Consider the following 18,794-nt stretch of genomic DNA (forward strand, 5'->3'; position numbering starts at 1 on the left):
AGAAAATACCGGAACTTGGGTATTTTCTGATGTTTGTCCACCTGTCGTTTAAAGTTGAATTCGAAAAGAGCACGTCCACAAGCAATATTCAGGTTGCTAGCCAATTTACGAAAAGTACCAATCTTTTAGAAAACAGCCTTCATGTAAGGAGTGGAAAACATGCTGGGAATCTCAATTTATCTTAAAGAAGAAAACAGGGAAAAGAATGCGGAATGGATCAGGAAGACCTCCTCTTATGGATTTAAGTCCATCTTTACCTCCCTTCATATTCCTGAAGATAATCCGGAAACCTATAAAGACCTGCTTCAGGAGCTCGGCAGCCTTGCCCGTACATATAATATGGAACTGATGGCCGACGTGTCGCCGAAGTCACTCGGCCATTTGGGGATTGACGGAGATAGAGTCCCGCTGCTTCTCGATTGGGGACTGGCCGGGATCAGGGTTGATTATGGCTTTTCCCCGGATGAAATCGTGAATCTTTCAAAACAGCTGAAGATCGGGATCAATGCGAGCACCGTATCTGATGCTGAACTTGACAGTCTGATTGAAAAAGGATTAAATGTGGAAAACGTCGAGGCCTGGCATAATTTCTACCCCCGTCCCGAAACGGGGCTGGACCTTGATTTTTTAAGAGAACGAAACGTTATGTTGAAATCCAGGGGCATTACGACGATGGCATTCATACCTGGAGATGATACGCTCCGCGGTCCGATATTCGAAGGGCTGCCCACACTTGAACAGCACCGGAGGCTCTCCCCCGCTCTTGCAGCGGCACAATTAAAGTACTCGGGTTATACAGATAAAATACTGATCGGGGACCCTTCCTCGAAAGAAGAAACGCTCAAGACACTGAACATCATCGATAAAGGTGTCATCCCTTTAACCGTTGAATTACTTACAGATAAGGATTACTCTCACCTCCTTGAAGGGGTGCATACGAACCGGATGGATCCTGCAAGGGACGTCATAAGGTCAGTGGAATCACGGTCATATGCCGGAACCGGCAAAACCATCGAACCGTGCAGCACGGTTGAGCGCAGAGTGGGAACGGTGACCGTCGATAATGAATTATACGGCAGATATTCCGGTGAACTTCAGATCATGAAACGGGACCTGCCGAAAGATGATAAAGTCAATGTCATCGCAAGGGTCGTGTACGAAGACCTCCCCCTCATCCATGAAATAAAAGCGGGAGGCAAATTTCAATTACTAGCGAGGGATACAAAATGAACTTAACGAAATTGAACACAGAACAGCAAAACCCAAAAACATTGAACATCGATTTGATGGACACTGAAGAAATCGTTACAGTCATCAATCAGGAAGATCTCCTCGTTCCAAACGCGATTGCAAAGGAAATACCTTCAATCAGCGAAGTAGTGGACAAGATCGTACAAGCCTTCAATAAAGGAGGACGCCTGATCTATACTGGCGCAGGTACGTCCGGACGCCTGGGGATACTTGACGCCTCAGAATGCCCGCCTACATATGGTACGGATCCCGGGATGGTCATCGGCATCATCGCAGGGGGAAAAGAAGCGACCACTGAAGCGATCGAAGGCGCAGAAGATGACGGTGATCAGGGAAAACAGGATCTTATTGATATCAACTTGACCGGGAACGATGTCGTCGTAGGGATTGCAGCAAGCGGACGCACCCCCTATACCATCGGGGCTTTGGAATACGCCAATGAAATCGGGGCTGTATCCGTATCGGTCGTCTGCAGCAAGGACTCCGAGATGGAGAAAATCTCAGCTTACACGATTGCTCCGATCGTCGGCCCGGAAGTGGTGACCGGATCTACCCGCATGAAAGCCGGTACTGCCCAGAAGCTTGTACTGAACATGCTGACCACTGCCTCCATGATCAAAATCGGTAAAGTATACGGCAACCTCATGGTCGATGTCCAGATGACCAATGAAAAACTCCGCAAGCGTGCTGAAAACATCGTCAAGACCGCAACCGGTGCATCAGATGAAGAAGCACATGCTGCCCTTGCCGAACAAAACAACCATACGAAAGCCGCAATCCTGCAGATCATGACGGGGCTTAAAGGCAAAGGGGTACTCGAACTCCTGGAAAAGCATGACGGGCATTTACGCGATGCCGTTGCCGCTTTTCATTCTTCCAAATAATCCATAAGAAACGGGACGGACTTATTTTATAAGGCTCGTCCTTTCTTTCATATCTTTATTAAAGGCGGTATATCCATGATTTCAACTTCATTAAAAAAACAATTCATCGAAGTGGTCGGTGAAGACCACTACAGTGACAGTTCTGCAGAAAGACTCGTCTATTCCTATGATGCAACGCCAAATTTCCAATCGATGCCGGATGCCGTCATCGTCCCCCGCACAACACAGGAAGTTTCGGAAATTGTGAAACTATGCAATGAGCATCGTGTGCCGATCGTCCCAAGAGGTTCAGGTACGAACTTATGTGCAGGCACGTGTCCGACAGAAGGCGGTCTCGTTCTTCTGTTCACCCATATGAACAGGATTCTGGAGGTGGATGAAGAGAATCTGACAGTCACCGTGCAGCCGGGAGTGGTTACTCTGGATCTGATCAATGAGGTCGAAGCACGGGGTCTCTTTTATCCCCCGGACCCAAGTTCTATGAAAATATCAACGATAGGCGGCAACATCAATGAAAATTCAGGAGGTCTAAGAGGATTGAAGTATGGGGTCACCCGCGATTATGTCCTTGCTTTGGAAGCGGTCCTTCCCAATGGTGATATCGTGCGGACGGGCGGGAAACTTGCAAAAGACGTTGCCGGATATGATTTGACCCGTCTCTTTGTCGGATCCGAAGGAACTCTGTGTGTCATAACGGAAGCAACGCTGAAACTTGTACCGATGCCGGAAACGAAACAGACGATGCTCGCACTCTATCAAGATATTGAAGCAGCTGCAAAGAGTGTTTCAAACATCATCTCGAACCGGATCATCCCTGCCACCCTCGAATTTCTTGATCAGCCTACATTGGAAGTGGTCGAGGATTTTGCAAAAATAGGTCTTCCCACTGACGTGAAGGCAGTACTCCTGATTGAACAGGATGGCCCCCGTGAAGTGGTAGAACGGGATATGAAACGAATGGAAGAGGTGTGCCTGGAGAACCAGGCGGTATCTGTCCAATTGGCAGCGACAGAAGTGGAGGCAGAGGCTCTCCGCACTGCCCGCCGTTCTGCCCTGTCGGCGCTCGCCCGGCTGAAGCCGACGACCATCCTGGAAGATGCAACGGTTCCCCGTTCGGAAATCGCCAAAATGGTTAAAGCGATCAATGAAATCGCCGAACGTCATGATGTGAAAATCTGTACATTCGGCCATGCAGGTGACGGCAACCTCCACCCTACCGTGGCCACCGATGCCAGGGATCATGATGAAATGGAGCGAGTCGAGGCGGCATTTGAGGAAATCTTTGCCCATGCCATAGAACTCGGCGGCACCATCACCGGCGAACACGGAGTCGGGATGATGAAAGCACCCTATCTGGAGTGGAAGCTTGGACCAGAAGGAATCGGGGCGATGAAAATGATCAAGCAGTCATTCGACCCGAATAATATAATGAACCCGAATAAAGTATTTGCGAAAGAATCAAGAAAACGAGTGGTGATTTCAAGATGACGACAACCAGGGAAAGACAACAGATACAGCAGGAATTCAAGGATCGCATGGATCAGGACGAGCTCCTGAACTGCATGAGATGCGGTTTCTGCCTCCCCTCCTGCCCCACCTATATCGAATCGGGCTTCAAGGAATCCCATTCCCCCCGCGGCCGCATCGCCCTGATGAAGGCAGTGGTCGACGGGGTCATCGAACCGGATGAAGACGTGGAAAGATCACTTGACCTCTGCCTCGGGTGCAGGGCATGCGAGCCGGTCTGCCCCTCAGGCGTGAACTACGGCCATCTTTTAGAGGAAGCACGCGATATCATCAATCAGAACAAAAAGCATTCCCTTCCCGTACGTGTTCTTCGGAAGACGGTTTTCGAAGGGTTATTCCCTCACCCGGGAAGGATGAGGATGGTGACCCACCTTCTTGGAATCTATCAACGGTCGGGACTGCAGAAGGCCGCCCACGCCACAGGGGTCATGAAGCTGTTCCCTGAAAGCATGGCCGTGATGGAACGGGTGCTCCCCAAGGTTCCAAGATTGAAAGAAATGAAGAACCGGCCGTCTTCCCTCCCGTCAATCGGTGAGAAGAAGAAAAAGGTCGCTTTCTTCTCCGGGTGCCTGATGGATACAATGTTCCTGGAAACAAACAACGCGACGACAAGGCTTCTGCAGCTTGCCGGATGCGAAATCACCATCCCTGACACTCAGACATGCTGCGGGGCCCTTCACGGCCACAGCGGCGAGAAAGACGCCGCCAAACAATTAGCGAAACGGAATATCGAGGCATTTGAAGAAGCCGGCATCGATTTTATCATCACCAATGCCGGCGGATGCGGGGCTTTCCTCGTCGACTATGACCATCTGCTCAAAGACGACCCGGAATGGAAAGACCGAGCCGTTCAGTTTAAAAATAAAATTAAAGACATCTCTTCTATTTTAGTAGAACTCGAGTTTCATAAAAAAGTGACACTGCGTTCTGACGGGGCTCGGATCACCTACCAGGATTCCTGCCACCTCCGTAACGTACAGCAGACATTCATGGAGCCCCGCATCCTCCTTCAATCAATAGAAGGGGCCGAATACAAAGAGATGAAGCAGGCCGATCACTGCTGCGGTTCTGCCGGTATCTACAATATCGTCGAATCCGAAATGTCCATGAAGATCCTCGATCACAAAATGGAAAACGCAGCTGCCACGGGTGCAGTCACGATCGTCACTGCAAATCCCGGCTGCCTCCTCCAGATGAAGCTCGGGATCGAGCGGGAAGGCCTTTCGGATAAGATGCGGGCTGTTCATATTGTGGATTTTTTATTGGAGTCAGTGAAAGAGTAATGGATGACCGCCCTTTAAGGGTGGTCTTTTTTCTGAAGCGGGTGATGGGCGTGAAGTGGTGCCAGGCACAAATCAGGGGTTTTGTTCCTGGCACAATCCCGCCCTTTTGTTCCTGGCACAAATCAGCATTTTTGTACCAGGTACAAACATACCTATCTTGTACCTGGTACGCCCCCGCAAACTCACACTGCTTTTTCCCCTGCATATTTCTTCGTAGTCAATTCAATCGCTTCACTCATAATACCAACCATTTTCCCGAGCTCTTCTTCATTCGCTGCAAGCGGTGGCATGAAGACGATCGTATCCCCAATCGGACGAGTCAGCATGCCGAGTTCCCTCATTTTCAGGGTGGTATGATATCCGACTCTGTCTTCCCACAGGAAAGTCTTTTTCGTCTCCTTCTCCAAAACCAATTCAATACCGCAGATCATCCCGAGCTGCCGGATATCCCCTACGTGTGGATGCTGTTTCAACGGCTTCAGCAGATCTTCAATTACTGATATTTTCTCCTGTGTCTTCTCTATCAGATTTTCTCTCTTATAGATTTCAAGATTGGCAAGTGCAGCTGCGCATCCAAGCTGATTGCCTGTGTAGGAATGGCCGTGGAAGAATGTTTTTAAAGAATTATAGTCGCCGTAAAATGCTTCATAGATTTCTTCCGTAGTAAGTGTCGCTGCGATTGGCAGATATCCGCCCGTAATCCCTTTTGCAACCGTCATGATATCAGGCTGGACGCCTTCATGCTCGACGGCGAACATTTTTCCGGTGCGGCCAAACCCTGTCGCCACCTCGTCGACGATCAGAAGGATATTGTATTTCCTGCAAAGTTCTTCTACCCCTTTGAAGTAACCCTTTGGCATGATATTCATCCCGCCTGCTCCCTGGATGAGGGATTCAACGGTCATTCCGGCAATTTCATGATGATGTTCTTCGAGGATCGACTCCAGCTCTTGAAGGCAGCGATCGCGGATTTTATCTGCACTATCCAGTTCCGGGTGGTGGTAGACGTCGGGAAACGGGGCGACAAGGGAATGGAACATGAGAGATTTATAGACGCGGTGAAAGATATCCACCTTCCCAACACTGATCGCTCCGACCGTATCGCCATGATACGCATTTTTAAGGGTGATGAATTTCTGCTTCTCAGGCCTTCCGATGTTCTGCCAATATTGATATGCCATTTTGATTGCGATTTCGACGGAGGTTGCACCGCTGTCTGAATAGAAGACCCGCTTCAGCTTTTCAGGGGCAAGGTCGATAAGCTTTTCTGCCAGCAGGATCGATGGGATATTGGCAGCCCCAAGCAAGGTCGAGTGAGCGATTTTATCCAGCTGCTCCTTGATGGCATGATTGATTTCTTCATTCCGGTGTCCATGGACATTCAGCCACAGAGATGAGTATCCATCGAGATACTCCTTTCCGTGGATATCACGGAGGTATACCCCTTTCCCGCTTTCAATCACCAGTGGATCTGCATCATAGTCCTTCATTTGAGTGAACGGCAGCCACAGATACTGGCTGCTTTTTTCAATAAGCTTTTCTTGATTCATGCTGCATTGCCTCCTCTAGAATATTGATGTTCCAGTTTTCAAGGATTTCTCCCACGTCCAGCTTTTCAAATTCTTGGCCTTTTATGTATGGAAAGGTGCCTATGACGGGAACATCAGATAATTTCTCAAGCATTTTTCTATTGTCTTCCTCGATCTCCGGCAGCTCATCGGGTGTCACCTGGTTGAGGACGATCCCGGCAATTTTGATGTTTCTCTGTTTCAGCGCCATCACCGACAGGACTGTATGATTGATCGTACCGAGACCCGCCCTTGCCACCAGGATGACCGGCAGCGACAGCCGGTCGATCAGGTCAATCATCGTTTCTTCCTCATTCAACGGGACGATCAACCCGCCTGCCCCTTCTACCAGCAGATGCTCATGGGAGTTCAGTAGTTTCTCTGTTTGATCAACAATCGGCTGAGATTCAACTTTTACGCCTTCCAGCGCTGCTGCCAGGTGAGGGGAACTAGGTATTTTAAACAGATATGTATTGGTTTCAGTTCCAAATTCCCTGCCTGCGAAACGCTCATAAAATACGGTGTCCGGTGCAGTCAGCTTATCCCCTTCCCATTCAGCCCCGCTTTGAACAGGCTTGTACGGGAAAATGTCAGCTCCCCTGTCAAGATAATACTTGGTCAACACGGCTGTAATCATCGTCTTGCCAATTTCAGTATCGGTGCCTGTGATAAAAAATCCACCCACTGCAATTCCTCCTTTTTATTTATGTTAACTATATTTACTTTTCAGTTAACATATTTGATAATAAGTATCATATCACATTATGAGAAAGGATGGTATGGACATGAGTAAAACGAAGGAAATAGTACTATGCGGCCTCTTTGCCGCCCTGATGGCGGTAGGGGCGAATGTCTCACCGTTTCTGGTGATCGGCGGGGTCCCCGTCACGCTTCAGTTGATGTTTGCGATACTTGCCGGGGGGATGCTGGGGAGCAGGACAGGCGCAAAAGCAATGACGGTTTACTTGGCACTCGGCCTTATCGGTGCCCCGGTGTTTGCCCAGTTCAAAGGAGGTCCATCCAGTTTATTGAGCCCTACATTCGGATTCGTTCTATCTTTTATCGCTGTTGCTTTTGCAGTGGGAATGGTGCTGGAACGTAACCGTACGTTTGCTGGATATGCCGGAGCTGGAATTCTCGCATTGGTGTTGAATTACATAATCGGCACGAACTTCATGTATGCCGCACTTTCCTTCTGGGCGGAGGCACCCAGCGGCTTCAGCTATACAGTGGCCTGGGGATGGATGGCCGCCTACCTGCCTCTGGACCTGGGGGTCACAGTGGTATCCATGGTGATCCTGCAAAGATTGTATAAAGCAGTCCCATCGGTGACACCGCAGTATGTTTCCAAGTAGTTACTGCAACGTTCCGGAAACAGAAAAAATCCAGCTGCTTTTACAAAATCAGCTGCTGGATTTAATAAGTGAGTCCATAAACCAAGAAACGCTCGTACACATTATGCTCATACTCTCCCGAAAGATTGATTTCTTTCTGCAGTTCGAACAGGGGATGGTTCTCAAGATAGTGAACATAATCATCCGAGCTGTAGTAGAGGACGATTTCGATGTTACGGGGAGAAAATTCCAATGAAAACAGGATGTTGTTGATGATTTTCATGAAGATCTGAACAGAAAACGGGTTAAAGAAATAGAATACGTTATCACCGGGGTGTATTTCATACTCCTCGGCCAGGCAGCAATGAAATTCTATCGCACTTCTTCTGCCCTTCTTCTTTTTAAAATAGTTCTCACGGTTTTCGATGGCCTCCTGGTAAAACTCTTCATTCATCTCAATTCCGATGACAGTCGATCCAAATAAATAATGCGTGAAAAAATTGAGACGGCCCTTGCCGCAGCCGAAATCCACGACGCGGTCATTCTTCTTCAACTCGTAAACCTGGAACAACTCCTGAAGCGCCCCATATGGTGTGGGCTCATACCGGTGATAATGAATCGACCTCGGCATCCCCATCTGATCCTTCCCGGTTTTGATATTCAGCAGCTCATCAAAATAGCTTTCTTTCATATACATCTCCTCGCCATACTCCATCCACACCTCTTTAGCAGGGACGGGCCTTTACTTTTTAATCGGTTTAAGAATGGTCCGCTGCATGGGAACCCCGCCCATGGAAACGGTTCGTTCGATGAATAGATAGGGTCGATCGTCTATGATAAAATAGCCGTTACCTTGATAGTGAACCTTTTTCCCCTGTTTTTCAAGTTCCAGCCTGATTGCTTCAATATGTTCCTTCTCCTTGAAGTAACGTTCTTCAAAATCTATCTGGATATACCCTTTCCCATACCCCATCAGCCAATTAAAAAGAGCGAGCATCCCTGCTCCAATCACGAAGGTCAGGATGATTCCCACCATAGTATCTCCTCCTAAAAACATTTCCCTTGGGTAAATTAATTGTTAAACAGTCCCTTTCCTCTATTTACGAAACAAAATGGAAATAGTTTCAAGAGGGTACGTATCAACCGAACAAATGATGTGAATCCTCAGACAACTTATGCTATTTTAAAGTAGTCAATGATTTCAAGTAAGGAGCGATGTTCAATGCGGGATAAAGAAGCAATCAAACAGGAAATATTGGATGCCTATGAGTTCAGGCATGCCACCAAGCAATTCGATCCAGATAAAAAGGTAGCCGATGATGATTTCCAATTCATCATGGAAACCGGCCGGCTTTCTCCAAGTTCTTTCGGCTTTGAGCCATGGAGATTCCTTGTCATCGAGGATGCGGGCCTCCGTGAAAAAATCAAGAACACGGCGTGGGGTGCTTACGGAAAACTGCCGGATGCAAGTCATTTTGTAGTCGTACTGGCCCGTACAAAGCTTGATACGAAGTATGATTCAAAATATCTGCGCAATCATTTCCAAAACACAAAGAACATGCCGGAAGATCATATGAGCAAATATCTTGAAAGAATCGAGCAGTTCCAGAAAGAGGATTTCGACCTTCTTGACGGAGAGCGCCCATTACTGGACTGGGCAGGGAAACAGACTTATATTGCCCTGGGGAACATGATGACGGCAGCCGCTCAAATCGGAGTGGACTCATGTCCGATCGAAGGCTTTGACGTTGATAAAATGAATGCGCTGCTCGACGAAGAAGGATTGCTCGAAGACGGTCACTTCAGCATTTCAGTCATGTGTGCGTTCGGATACCGTGTAAACGATCCGGCACCGAAGACGCGCAGACCATTCGAGGATATTGTGAAATTCATATAAGGCAAAAAGGAATCCAGCTGTTACGGCTGGATTCTTTTTTTGTCTGTTATGACTGTCACTTCACCAAATTCCAAAAAGACGGTTGTTCCCCTGTCCAATTCACTTTTAACCTGGATCTTTCCCTTCATGGAATTGACGATGATACTTGCAGCCATGATGCCGAGGCCTGTCCCTTCATCTTTTGTCGTGTAAAAAGGTTCACCGAATCGATGGACCTGCTCTGCGGTCATTCCAGATCCTGTATCGGCAATGGAGATGACCAGATTATCAGCCTGTGTCATTTCTATAAGGAGCACACCGCCGGAAGGCATGGACTCGATGGAGTTTTTCATGATATTCATCACGCATTGCTTGAATTTCCGTGTCTGGCCTTCAATGTATATGTCCGGCAATAACTTGTATTTGATGGATACACCATGATTGGCGACAATCGGCTTCATCATATGAATTAATCCACTTATCAGTTTCTCTACGTCGATGTGCTCTATTTTATCTGGGGTTGTGTTGGCAAATGTTAAATACTCGTCGATCACATGTGACGCCTGATCGATTCCTTCCAACGAAAGATCGAGGAATCTTTGTTGACTGTTTTGATCTTGTTCATTGCGCATCAGCTGGAGAAAGCCTTTTGAGGAGGTTAACGGATTACTTACCTCATGAGAAATGGTGGCAGCCAATTGTCTGACTGCCTGCAGTTTTTCCTGCTGTATGAATAATTTCCTTGCTTTCATCACCTTCCGCAGCATTTCAGCTATAAAGATAGAAAAGACCATCGAGGCCAGCGGTATGAGAACGATGCCAATTTGTTCAAGCATCACTAATTCTGCACCGTACAAGTAGCCAACTATTATGTTATAGACCGACATCAGTAAACAGAGGCCGGCTGAGTATACCAATTTATGTGTTTTCTTTGCACGATAAAAACCTTTTGAAAGTTTTGCTAAAATTAAAAATGCACTAAAATAATTCAGTGCGACAAGCAGGATCAATTCATCCCCTATAAGAATCATTCTGATAAAAATGATGAAGGCCATGAGTACAAATGATACCAGGGGACCGAAATACAGACTCGCCAAGAAGAATGGAATCCGCCTTAAATCGATATAGACCCCGGATGCTAGTTTGGAGCCGAACACCACACATAATAGGATCGTCACGCTAGAGATGAGGATGACAAATAACCTGGATGGGACTTTCTTTTTGACATCATAAAATACCGCGATGATCAGAAGACCTGTTAGAATAAAAAAAGAATTCAATAATAAGTTCGTCAACATAGAATCCTGCACATCCTCCACCCCTATTCTTTAATTTAATGTGAGGTTCTCAGATGAGCAATCACCGTTCGATATTTCTGTTTTATCCACTTTAGTAAGCTCTGTGGATGCAGAACTCCCTCCAATCAATGCCCCTTTCTCGTTAAACAAAGGGTGACAGGAAACATCATACGTATATAAACCGTCAGACATCGGGAACAGGATGGTTTTCCTGATCGGCCTGCACTCAGTGATAACTTCCCTTTTCAACTCCATTAACTGCCTCGTACCCGGATTATCCTCCAATTCCACATCGTTCATTCCAATCACTGAAACGGCATCAAAATCAGGATGGGGATTGAAAATCCAGGTGTATTCCAGGTTAAGGTTGAAGTGTGCCACAATCATCGGGGCATCCTGCAAAGCAAAATAAAAAGGACTGTCCTCCAGTTCAAAGATAGAGACGTGAAAGTTCAGCAAATCAGCCAGATCTGCTGCCGTTGCCGGACTCGGGATCCTGACACCGCTCTCAATTTTGGAATAATAAGACCTGTCTATGTGAACCAGATTAGCGATTTCTTCTTGGCTGAATCCTTTTATTTTCCTTAACTTTTCAAGCCATATTCTTTTCCTTTGACCCATTGGCAACCCTCCCGTCAAAAAACCCTTCTAGTTCTATTATACTGACAACCGAAACAAAATCTATGTGCCTATTTTGGCACGTTTACCAAATTAAGATGAAAGTAACAAAGCTCTTCATAATATAGGAATTATCAGGTTGTTATTGGAAGTCGATTTTCTTTTTTTATCCAATATCATCATAAAAAATCCAAATAAAAAAAGGTATACCTGAAATACAGGTTTACCTTTTAAACCAGTCCGCTCCCTCGTCCATATGAACAAAGGGAATATCTGTATCTACCTCGCCTGACATTTTTACCTGGAAAACATTTTCGCCTTCAAGCCACTTATCAAAATCAAATACCACAGGGTCCCGGTCTCCGCCGAGAGCAAACCACGCCTTCATCTCTTGTGGAAGATATGCGGATGTATGAATCGTTCCCGCCCAGCTGCCGTATAGGTCTGAAAAGACTCCGCGCTCACTGCCGTTCATGAGCCGGAAAGCCTCTTCTGCATTTTCAGGCTTCTCCTCTTCCATCACAGCCAGGCGCCTTTTAGAATCGACCAGATGATTTCTGTTTTCTTCTTTCATTATTTCGAAATGGTTGGTACACATAGTAGACTGCCTGACTTCGACGCCGCGCGGAGAGGTCTCAACGATGTAAGTCTGACCGCTCTTGTCATACACCACATAACTGAACGAATGCCGGTGCGGGATTTCCTTCAGGAGAGCCACCGCTTCCTCCACTGATGCGGCCGATTCGAGGACGATCCTTCCGATCATACAGCAAATGAATCCGTCGCCGGGATTCTTCCTGTGCATGAAATTATAGCCAACTGCAAGACCCTTCTCATTCATGCCGTCCATCCTGCCCGTCACACGCTGGCTCGGCCCGATCATGGCATATCCAGTGTCCGTCGGCTGGAAAAAAACATACCGGCCTTCATAGGTTTTTGGATGGTAATCATAATTCCTGATCATATAGTTTTTTCCTGTCATAATCGAACAGCCGGAACGCACGTAGTCGACCCTGTAGCCGCCGAACTCCTGAAGGATTTTTTCCATCGGCCACTCCAGCGCTTCCTTGAGGCCGAGGAGTTCGTCCCAGATGCCGGGGGCAAAACGAGTGATGACTTCCTTTGTTTCATTCACATCGATTGAAAATCGCGGCTTTCTGACCTTCCACTGATTTTCACGGTTTTTGACCGTAATGGAGCCCTTGATGCGTTCTCCCTGCATGTATCCGAAATCATAATGATTTCCCCTGAATTGTATGATGTCACTGTGTATGGTTTTCATTACAGTCCCTCTTTTTATAGCATTTCTTTATAGGATAATGGAAAGCATTTGAGAAATAAAGAATGGTGCCTGGCTCAAAAGAGGTGTTTTGAGTCAGGCACCATGATTATGCTTCCCTCGAAAAAGAATCTTTCGTGAACAGAATGATACTTAAACAGGTAAGGAAAGCCACTGCAGTCACGAGGATTCCGACCATGAATCCAAGGGTGGCCATGAATGTGTCGTCTCCGGGAAACTGGGGGACATAAGAGACGATTTGATAATAAAAAAAGATAGCCATACATAAATAGAAGCTGCTGCCGGTCACGGCAATCTTCACCCGTTCCCCCTTTTTCCAGCTGCGGGCTGAAGCGATCGATTTCCATACGAGGATGCTGACGATGACTGCAAGCATCATGATCACCAAATGAAAATACGGAATCATTAAGTACGAAAGGCCAATCAAAATCAAGCCAGTCATGCCGAAACAGAATAGATTGATCCCGAATAAAAATAATCCCGCGAGCCACGGATTGGCAAACCATGAATATTTCTTCAAAGAGTGAATCCATTTCATTTGATAGCGATTGCCTTTTTTCCCAGCAATCATCCATGCAATGACTCCGAGAATGAGAAGCAAGAGTGTCAGTGTCAATTTTATATCTCCTTCTTCTGCGTATATTTAGCCGTATACCTTTTTCAGAAAATCCTCTTCACTGATGATTTCTACTTTCTTCCCATCGTTGATCAGCTTTTCGGCTTTCATTATTTTTGAAGACTTTTTACCTTTTATCATGACATCTTCATAGTTTCCAAGGATGATATAATGGGTTTTCGCTGTCACACTGTTCTGCGGCTGTCCTCCACACCCGGCAGCCATCTTTGCTGCTTCTGATCTTGAAAAATATTTCAGTTCACCGGTAAATACGATGTTCTTTCCGTAAAAAACATGGTCCGGGTCTGCATCTTTTGAGGCTTGAAACTCTCTCATATCGAGTTTTTTTGGAAATTTCTTTACCAGGGAAGAACGATAGGTGCCTTCGGATATTTCTCCGGGTGTGATTCTAGTCTTATTGTAAAGAGAATCAAAGTCTGTAAGCCCATACTCGTCCGCCAGCTTCAGCATGATATGAGCACACGCTTCGGCATCATCTGCAGCATGGTGATGATTCTCTAAATCTATTCCGAAGTGGGTACACACTGAAGAAAGCTTGTATGCAGGAAGACCAGTGACCATTTTCCTCGACATCTGATAGGTGCAGAGAAATTGATTATAAACCGGCTTTACACCATAGCGGGCAAGATTATCACGCAGCGCATAGCCATCAAAGGATAGATTATGTGCAACCATCAACTTATTTTCTATTTTTTCTTTAATTGAATGATAGAAAGCATCAAACGTCTGCGCACCTTCCACATCCTGAGGGGTGATGCCATGGATATTGATATTGAACCCATCAAAATCCTCTTCTGGATCAATTAATTCATAAAGCGAATCCACTATTTTCCCATTTTCCACAAACACCATGCCGACTGAACAAATACTGTGCCTCGAACGATTAGCTGTCTCAAAGTCAAAAGCAATAAAGTCCCTCATATCAAGTCACCCTTTCTTTTGAAGCGATTTTAGCAGGGATATGTATATATCATTATTAAGAGTTAAAAATTTCTTAAGCTTTCTAGTTTTGATTTTACTATAACCCTCTCCCTCTTACCATAAAGCCCACTTCCCATTCAAAAAATTGAAGCTCCATATTTTTGTAGTTATTGATTTATAAATTAGAACCACTGAATGAGTTACTCTAGCAATTTATTCCCCTTGAAAATTTCACAGAAATAAGGGGAGCAATTCCGCTTATTTAAGAAAAAGCACAAAAAACTGCTAAATTAAGCGGAGAAATTTCCCTTATTCTCTTAACAAAATTCGAAAAAGGATCATTATGCTGGGCTTAAGCGGAAAAATTCCGCTTATTTAGCCTAATTCCAATTCTATTCCACAGCTTAACAGGAAAAATTCCGCTTATTTTAGATAGGATCATTCATGTCCTACACAGGGCATTCCTCAAGTGATAGGGAACCTGCTTATCCTATCATGAAGGGAGAATTGTTCAGACCACGCTATAAGCTCACCGGAACTCCCGGCATAGTCTGGTAGTTTCAGGGCCATGAAAAAAAGGACAGTCACCTGTCCCCCAATAAAAGTGTGTTTGCCGCTATTTTTTCTTTTCGATGATGGCATCGATGATCCCGTATTCCTTCGCTTCCTGTGCACTCATGAAATAATCACGGTCGGTATCGAGGGCGACCTTTTCGATGCTTCGGCCCGTTTTTTCCGAGATGATTTCGTTGATATGCTCCCTCAGCTTTAATATCCTTTTAGCCGATATTTCAAGGTCTGTCGCCTGTCCCCTTGCGCCTCCCAGCGGCTGATGGATCATGATCTCGCTGTTCGGGAGTGCGAACCTTTTCCCTCTCGTGCCGGCGAGCAGAAGCATCGCCCCAAAGGAAGCGGCCATACCGGTGCAGATCGTCCGGACATCGGGGCTGATATACTCCATCGTGTCAAAAATCGCAAAACCTGCGGACGTAGAACCGCCAGGGCTGTTGATGTAGAGTGATATATCCTTTTCCGGATCATCCGCTGCCAGGAATAACAGCTGGGCTACGATGCTGTTGGCCATATGATCATTGATCTCATCGCTCACCATGATGATCCTGTCTTTCAACAACCTCGAATAAATGTCATAGGAACGCTCACCTTTGCTTGATTGCTCGATTACATATGGGATGGTACTCATTTTCATTCCTCCTCTTGAACGTTAAGCTGCCATTGAGAGGACGCTTGAAGAAGAAGAAACTCTGCGGGTAACAGTCGGGAACGATAGCATCTTTGGAGCGGACTGTCCGGAAATCAAATCAGGGAGCTGATCAATCAAATCCGAGGGATCCTGGTTTTGAATGCTTTCCTGAAGAAGTCTCATCACGTCTTCTTGTGAGTACTCTTCCCAGTATTCACTATTCGAACCTGATTCTTCATCATTTGAACGTTTTTCAAGTCTCGCCCTGGTTCGTTTGAGCAGTGCCTTGACGGAGGTCTCCGTCATGCCCAGGAGGTCAGCGACTTCATGGATTTTATATTGAAAGCCTTCTTTCAGGACGAGCGTAATGAGCTGCTTTGGCGTCAGTTTTTTCACCAGCATGTCTAAAATATCACGGTCGCTCCCTGTATTCTCCTCCCCACTCAGATCGGGCACATCGCCAAGCATTTCCCTGTTCAGCTTACGAACCTTATCGACCCATGCATGGTAGGCCATCTTCTTCAATAACGGCGGGCTCCATTTCTCCCGGTCAGGGTAATGCTTCAAGGCCCGGCAGATGGATTCCTGGCACAGATCCTCCCCGTCCCATTTGTTTTTTGTCAGGAACAGACAGTAATGAAGAAGCTTATCCATAAGCTCGTTCAGTTCCTGGCCCTCCGATTCCCTATCTTTCCTCAACGTTCCACGAATCATATACCTTCACTCCTTTATATCCTCTCGTGCTTATAACGGATTCAGCGTAAAAAAAGATACCGGTTCCGAATGTTTTTTTACCGTAGAAGCTGCTTGAGTTTTACCGGGTCATCGACTCTCAAAGCGATACTTGATACAGACCTCTTCCTGCCCATGAAAAGAGTGGCCTCAACGGGTTCTTTGAAGTGGAGTATTACTTGCGGATCTGTCTGTTCAAAGTCACGGTACATGAATATGAGCGTATCTTTTTCCGAGGCCCCTCCCCAGTCACATTTCTCAATGGCAGCAAGCGGGACTGCGACACGATGCATCAGGCCTTGTGTGACATACAGCTTCCCATTTTTTATTTCAAGCGGGTTCAGCCTCATTATATTGATTTCTGCAAGGAAGAAAAAGACACCATAGATGTTCAGGATCAATAGTACAACTGCAAGGACAGGCCACTTTGAATGGAGCCACCAGTGAATCCCGATCGATTCAATGACGATTGCATGGATGACCATGATATTCATGGCCAGTGCACTTGTTTTTTTATACAGCGTCACACAGCCTGCGTGGACAGGTGCTTTCCTGCGCCAGGAAAAAAGTAAATAGTGGAACATAAGCGCTTCAGAGACAAGGATTTTAATGAGGGGATGGCTTCCGACCATTTTTTCGGCAGCCGGCAGCATGGAAAAGACAGGGGCTTCCCCTGATTTTCTCATTTCGGCCCGGACTTGGGGAATTTTCCAAAGGAGATAGCCGATAAGACTCAATTCAGCGAGAAACAGCAGTGCTTCGAATCCAACTCCTGCATATAAGAGAATTTCATACGGTGTAAAGAACTCTTCGGGGATTAAAAAACGGGCGACGACGAGACCGGCAATCATGAACCCGATGATCTGTTTCTTCGATACCCGGAAAGCGGCATAAACAAGAAGAGGAGCAACGACGGCCATATCCAGTAAAGAACCGATAATGACTCCACTTTGCAGCTCAATCATAAGGGCCTCCTGGACGGAAGGTTGATACAACATGATATTACTTAATAGCACCAATCCCAGGAGCAGGACAGCCCACTTGGAAAAAACCGCTTGACGCAGGATCATTGACAGCACTCCCTTACTGGAAATGTTTTCTTATATCTATTATAGACTATTTCATCTAAAAAGTTTTCCATGAAAAATGGCAAATTCTGTACAAAAGGCCCGTCCCTCATCGCTTTAAAGCAGCGAGGGACGGGCCTTATTATCAAGATGGTTCCTTGTTGTTTTTCAGGAACATATAAAGCGAAGCGGCAAAAATGATGATATAACCGATGATGCTCCACGTATCAGGAATCTGTCCGAACAGGAAGATGCTGATCAGTGCGGAGTAGACGACGGTTGAGTAAAAGAAAATCGAGATTTCTTTCGCCGGTGCGAACTTATAGGCAATGGTGATCCCGAACTGCCCGATCGTCGCGAAGAAACCCGCCCCCAAGAGGTACACCCACTGCTTCATGCTCATCGGCTCATAGAAAGCGATCACGAACGGCAGCAGGATCATGGTGGTGAAGAAAGAAAAATAAAAGACAACCGTATAAAATTTCTCCTTCGTACCCAATACCCTCAGCACCGTATACGCACCTGCTGCAAATACAGCCGACAACAGCCCTGCGATATATGGGATCGTTTCATACGAAAACGCCGGCTTAATGATGAACAGCGTTCCGATGAAAGCAATGATAATCGCCGTGATTTGGAACATCCGGGCTTTCTCTTTCAAGAAGATCGAGGCAAAGATGATCGTTAAAAATGGGCTGAGCTTATTCAGCATATCGGCATCCGACAGAACGAGATGGTCGATTGCATAAAAGAACAGCACAATCCCTGCAGCCCCGAGACTCGAACGGAGGAGCAGCAGCTTCTGATTCTCTTTCTTACCGAACAGCCGCTCCCCGTGATATTTCACAAAACCGAAAGCGATGATGGCAGACACAAAATTCCTGAAGAACGTCTTTTGGATCGTCGGCACGTCACCGGAGAGTTTCACCAGCGCGGCCATCATTGAAAATCCGAAAGCGGATAATAATAAAAGTATGATTCCTTTATTTCGATTCGACATAGCTTCCTCCAATGACCTTTCTTGTAGTATTGTCTGATGTATTTAAATAAATGAGATGTTTTATGCAACTAGGTCAGTGTAACAAATTTTGAGGAGTTTATGGAGGAATAAGCTTGGCGGACAAAAAGAGGAGTTTACTACAATCACTACATTAAGACGAGTAATTTCATTATAGCCTTTTATTACCGCTATTGATTTCCGTGCAAGACTTCGCTTTCCGCGGGTAGCCCGTGAGCCTCCCTCACGAAAATGGCAGGTTACTTATAATATCTTTGTTTTTCTCTGGGTTTCTTAAGT

Annotated in this window: 19 protein-coding genes; 6 read left to right on the top strand and 13 right to left on the bottom strand. The window is 46.2% G+C overall.

Annotation, left to right across the window (positions count from 1 at the left end; all coding sequences use genetic code 11):
• The first annotated feature begins 159 nt into the window (after positions 1 to 159).
• The 4 genes from ACKA06_RS20285 to ACKA06_RS20300 all read left to right on the top strand — a co-directional run bounded on the left by ACKA06_RS20285 (position 160) and on the right by ACKA06_RS20300 (position 4,945).
• On the top strand, positions 160 to 1,230 hold the full coding sequence (locus tag ACKA06_RS20285; RefSeq protein ID WP_411160515.1) for a DUF871 domain-containing protein: 1,071 nt from the start codon (positions 160 to 162) through the stop codon (positions 1,228 to 1,230).
• Entirely contained in the window at positions 1,227 to 2,135 is a 909-nt protein-coding gene (murQ, locus tag ACKA06_RS20290; RefSeq protein WP_411160516.1) for an N-acetylmuramic acid 6-phosphate etherase, read from the top strand. The genes ACKA06_RS20285 and murQ overlap by 4 nt, the downstream gene beginning before the upstream one ends.
• A 75-nt stretch (positions 2,136 to 2,210) precedes the next feature.
• The gene (gene glcD / locus ACKA06_RS20295) at positions 2,211 to 3,623 is read left to right on the top strand and encodes a glycolate oxidase subunit GlcD (protein ID WP_411160517.1); all 1,413 of its coding nucleotides are present in this window, start codon (positions 2,211 to 2,213) and stop codon (positions 3,621 to 3,623) included.
• Positions 3,620 to 4,945, top strand: coding sequence for a (Fe-S)-binding protein (locus ACKA06_RS20300; protein WP_411160518.1), 1,326 nt, complete (start codon positions 3,620 to 3,622; stop codon positions 4,943 to 4,945). Before glcD ends, ACKA06_RS20300 begins: the two co-directional genes overlap by 4 nt.
• A gap of 182 nt (positions 4,946 to 5,127) precedes the next feature.
• Here ACKA06_RS20300 and bioA read toward each other — a convergent pair whose 3' ends face one another.
• Positions 5,128 to 6,495, bottom strand: coding sequence for an adenosylmethionine--8-amino-7-oxononanoate transaminase (gene bioA, locus ACKA06_RS20305; protein WP_411160519.1), 1,368 nt, complete (start codon positions 6,493 to 6,495; stop codon positions 5,128 to 5,130).
• Positions 6,473 to 7,198, bottom strand: coding sequence for a dethiobiotin synthase (gene bioD / locus ACKA06_RS20310; protein WP_411160520.1), 726 nt, complete (start codon positions 7,196 to 7,198; stop codon positions 6,473 to 6,475). Before bioD ends, bioA begins: the two co-directional genes overlap by 23 nt.
• Positions 7,199 to 7,292: 94 nt before the next feature.
• Between bioD and ACKA06_RS20315 the strand changes: the two genes are divergently transcribed.
• The gene (locus ACKA06_RS20315) at positions 7,293 to 7,868 is read left to right on the top strand and encodes a biotin transporter BioY (RefSeq protein WP_214873688.1); all 576 of its coding nucleotides are present in this window, start codon (positions 7,293 to 7,295) and stop codon (positions 7,866 to 7,868) included.
• Positions 7,869 to 7,929: 61 nt separating this feature from the next.
• On the opposite strand, the gene ACKA06_RS20320 is transcribed toward ACKA06_RS20315, so the two are convergent.
• A complete protein-coding gene (locus ACKA06_RS20320; protein WP_411160521.1) occupies positions 7,930 to 8,538 on the bottom strand; it encodes a class I SAM-dependent methyltransferase in 609 nt (202 codons plus the stop codon).
• A 51-nt stretch (positions 8,539 to 8,589) separates the two neighbouring features.
• Positions 8,590 to 8,883: a hypothetical protein gene (locus ACKA06_RS20325; protein ID WP_231938087.1), complete on the bottom strand. Its 294-nt coding sequence runs from the start codon at positions 8,881 to 8,883 to the stop codon at positions 8,590 to 8,592.
• Between the two features lie 186 nt (positions 8,884 to 9,069).
• Here ACKA06_RS20325 and ACKA06_RS20330 point away from each other — a divergent pair, with 186 nt between their 5' ends.
• A complete protein-coding gene (locus ACKA06_RS20330; RefSeq protein ID WP_198258574.1) occupies positions 9,070 to 9,744 on the top strand; it encodes an NAD(P)H-dependent oxidoreductase in 675 nt (224 codons plus the stop codon).
• Between the two features lie 20 nt (positions 9,745 to 9,764).
• Here ACKA06_RS20330 and ACKA06_RS20335 read toward each other — a convergent pair whose 3' ends face one another.
• The 9 genes from ACKA06_RS20335 to ACKA06_RS20375 form a co-directional block, all read right to left on the bottom strand.
• Complete coding sequence (locus ACKA06_RS20335; RefSeq protein ID WP_198258575.1) at positions 9,765 to 11,033, bottom strand: ATP-binding protein; 1,269 nt, start codon at positions 11,031 to 11,033, stop codon at positions 9,765 to 9,767.
• An 18-nt stretch (positions 11,034 to 11,051) separates the two neighbouring features.
• Positions 11,052 to 11,642, bottom strand: coding sequence for a helix-turn-helix domain-containing protein (locus tag ACKA06_RS20340; protein WP_411160522.1), 591 nt, complete (start codon positions 11,640 to 11,642; stop codon positions 11,052 to 11,054).
• A 220-nt stretch (positions 11,643 to 11,862) separates the two neighbouring features.
• Complete coding sequence (locus ACKA06_RS20345) at positions 11,863 to 12,921, bottom strand: C45 family autoproteolytic acyltransferase/hydolase (RefSeq protein ID WP_198258577.1); 1,059 nt, start codon at positions 12,919 to 12,921, stop codon at positions 11,863 to 11,865.
• A 106-nt stretch (positions 12,922 to 13,027) separates the two neighbouring features.
• Positions 13,028 to 13,555, bottom strand: coding sequence for a hypothetical protein (locus tag ACKA06_RS20350; protein ID WP_411160523.1), 528 nt, complete (start codon positions 13,553 to 13,555; stop codon positions 13,028 to 13,030).
• Positions 13,556 to 13,582: 27 nt separating this feature from the next.
• Positions 13,583 to 14,497 (bottom strand): exonuclease domain-containing protein, encoded by a 915-nt coding sequence (locus ACKA06_RS20355; protein WP_198258579.1) that lies wholly within the window; start codon positions 14,495 to 14,497, stop codon positions 13,583 to 13,585.
• Between the two features lie 616 nt (positions 14,498 to 15,113).
• On the bottom strand, positions 15,114 to 15,698 hold the full coding sequence (gene clpP, locus ACKA06_RS20360) for an ATP-dependent Clp endopeptidase proteolytic subunit ClpP (protein WP_032086237.1): 585 nt from the start codon (positions 15,696 to 15,698) through the stop codon (positions 15,114 to 15,116).
• Between the two features lie 21 nt (positions 15,699 to 15,719).
• A complete protein-coding gene (locus ACKA06_RS20365) occupies positions 15,720 to 16,412 on the bottom strand; it encodes a sigma factor-like helix-turn-helix DNA-binding protein (RefSeq protein ID WP_032086236.1) in 693 nt (230 codons plus the stop codon).
• Positions 16,413 to 16,489: 77 nt separating this feature from the next.
• Entirely contained in the window at positions 16,490 to 17,500 is a 1,011-nt protein-coding gene (locus ACKA06_RS20370) for a hypothetical protein (protein ID WP_052011355.1), read from the bottom strand.
• Between the two features lie 142 nt (positions 17,501 to 17,642).
• Positions 17,643 to 18,497, bottom strand: coding sequence for a DMT family transporter (locus ACKA06_RS20375; protein ID WP_032086235.1), 855 nt, complete (start codon positions 18,495 to 18,497; stop codon positions 17,643 to 17,645).
• Between the last annotated feature and the right edge of the window lie 297 nt (positions 18,498 to 18,794).

Origin of the sequence: Rossellomorea oryzaecorticis (assembly GCF_045897515.1) — a bacterium.
GTDB classification, from domain to species: Bacteria; Bacillota; Bacilli; order Bacillales; family Bacillaceae_B; genus Rossellomorea; species Rossellomorea enclensis.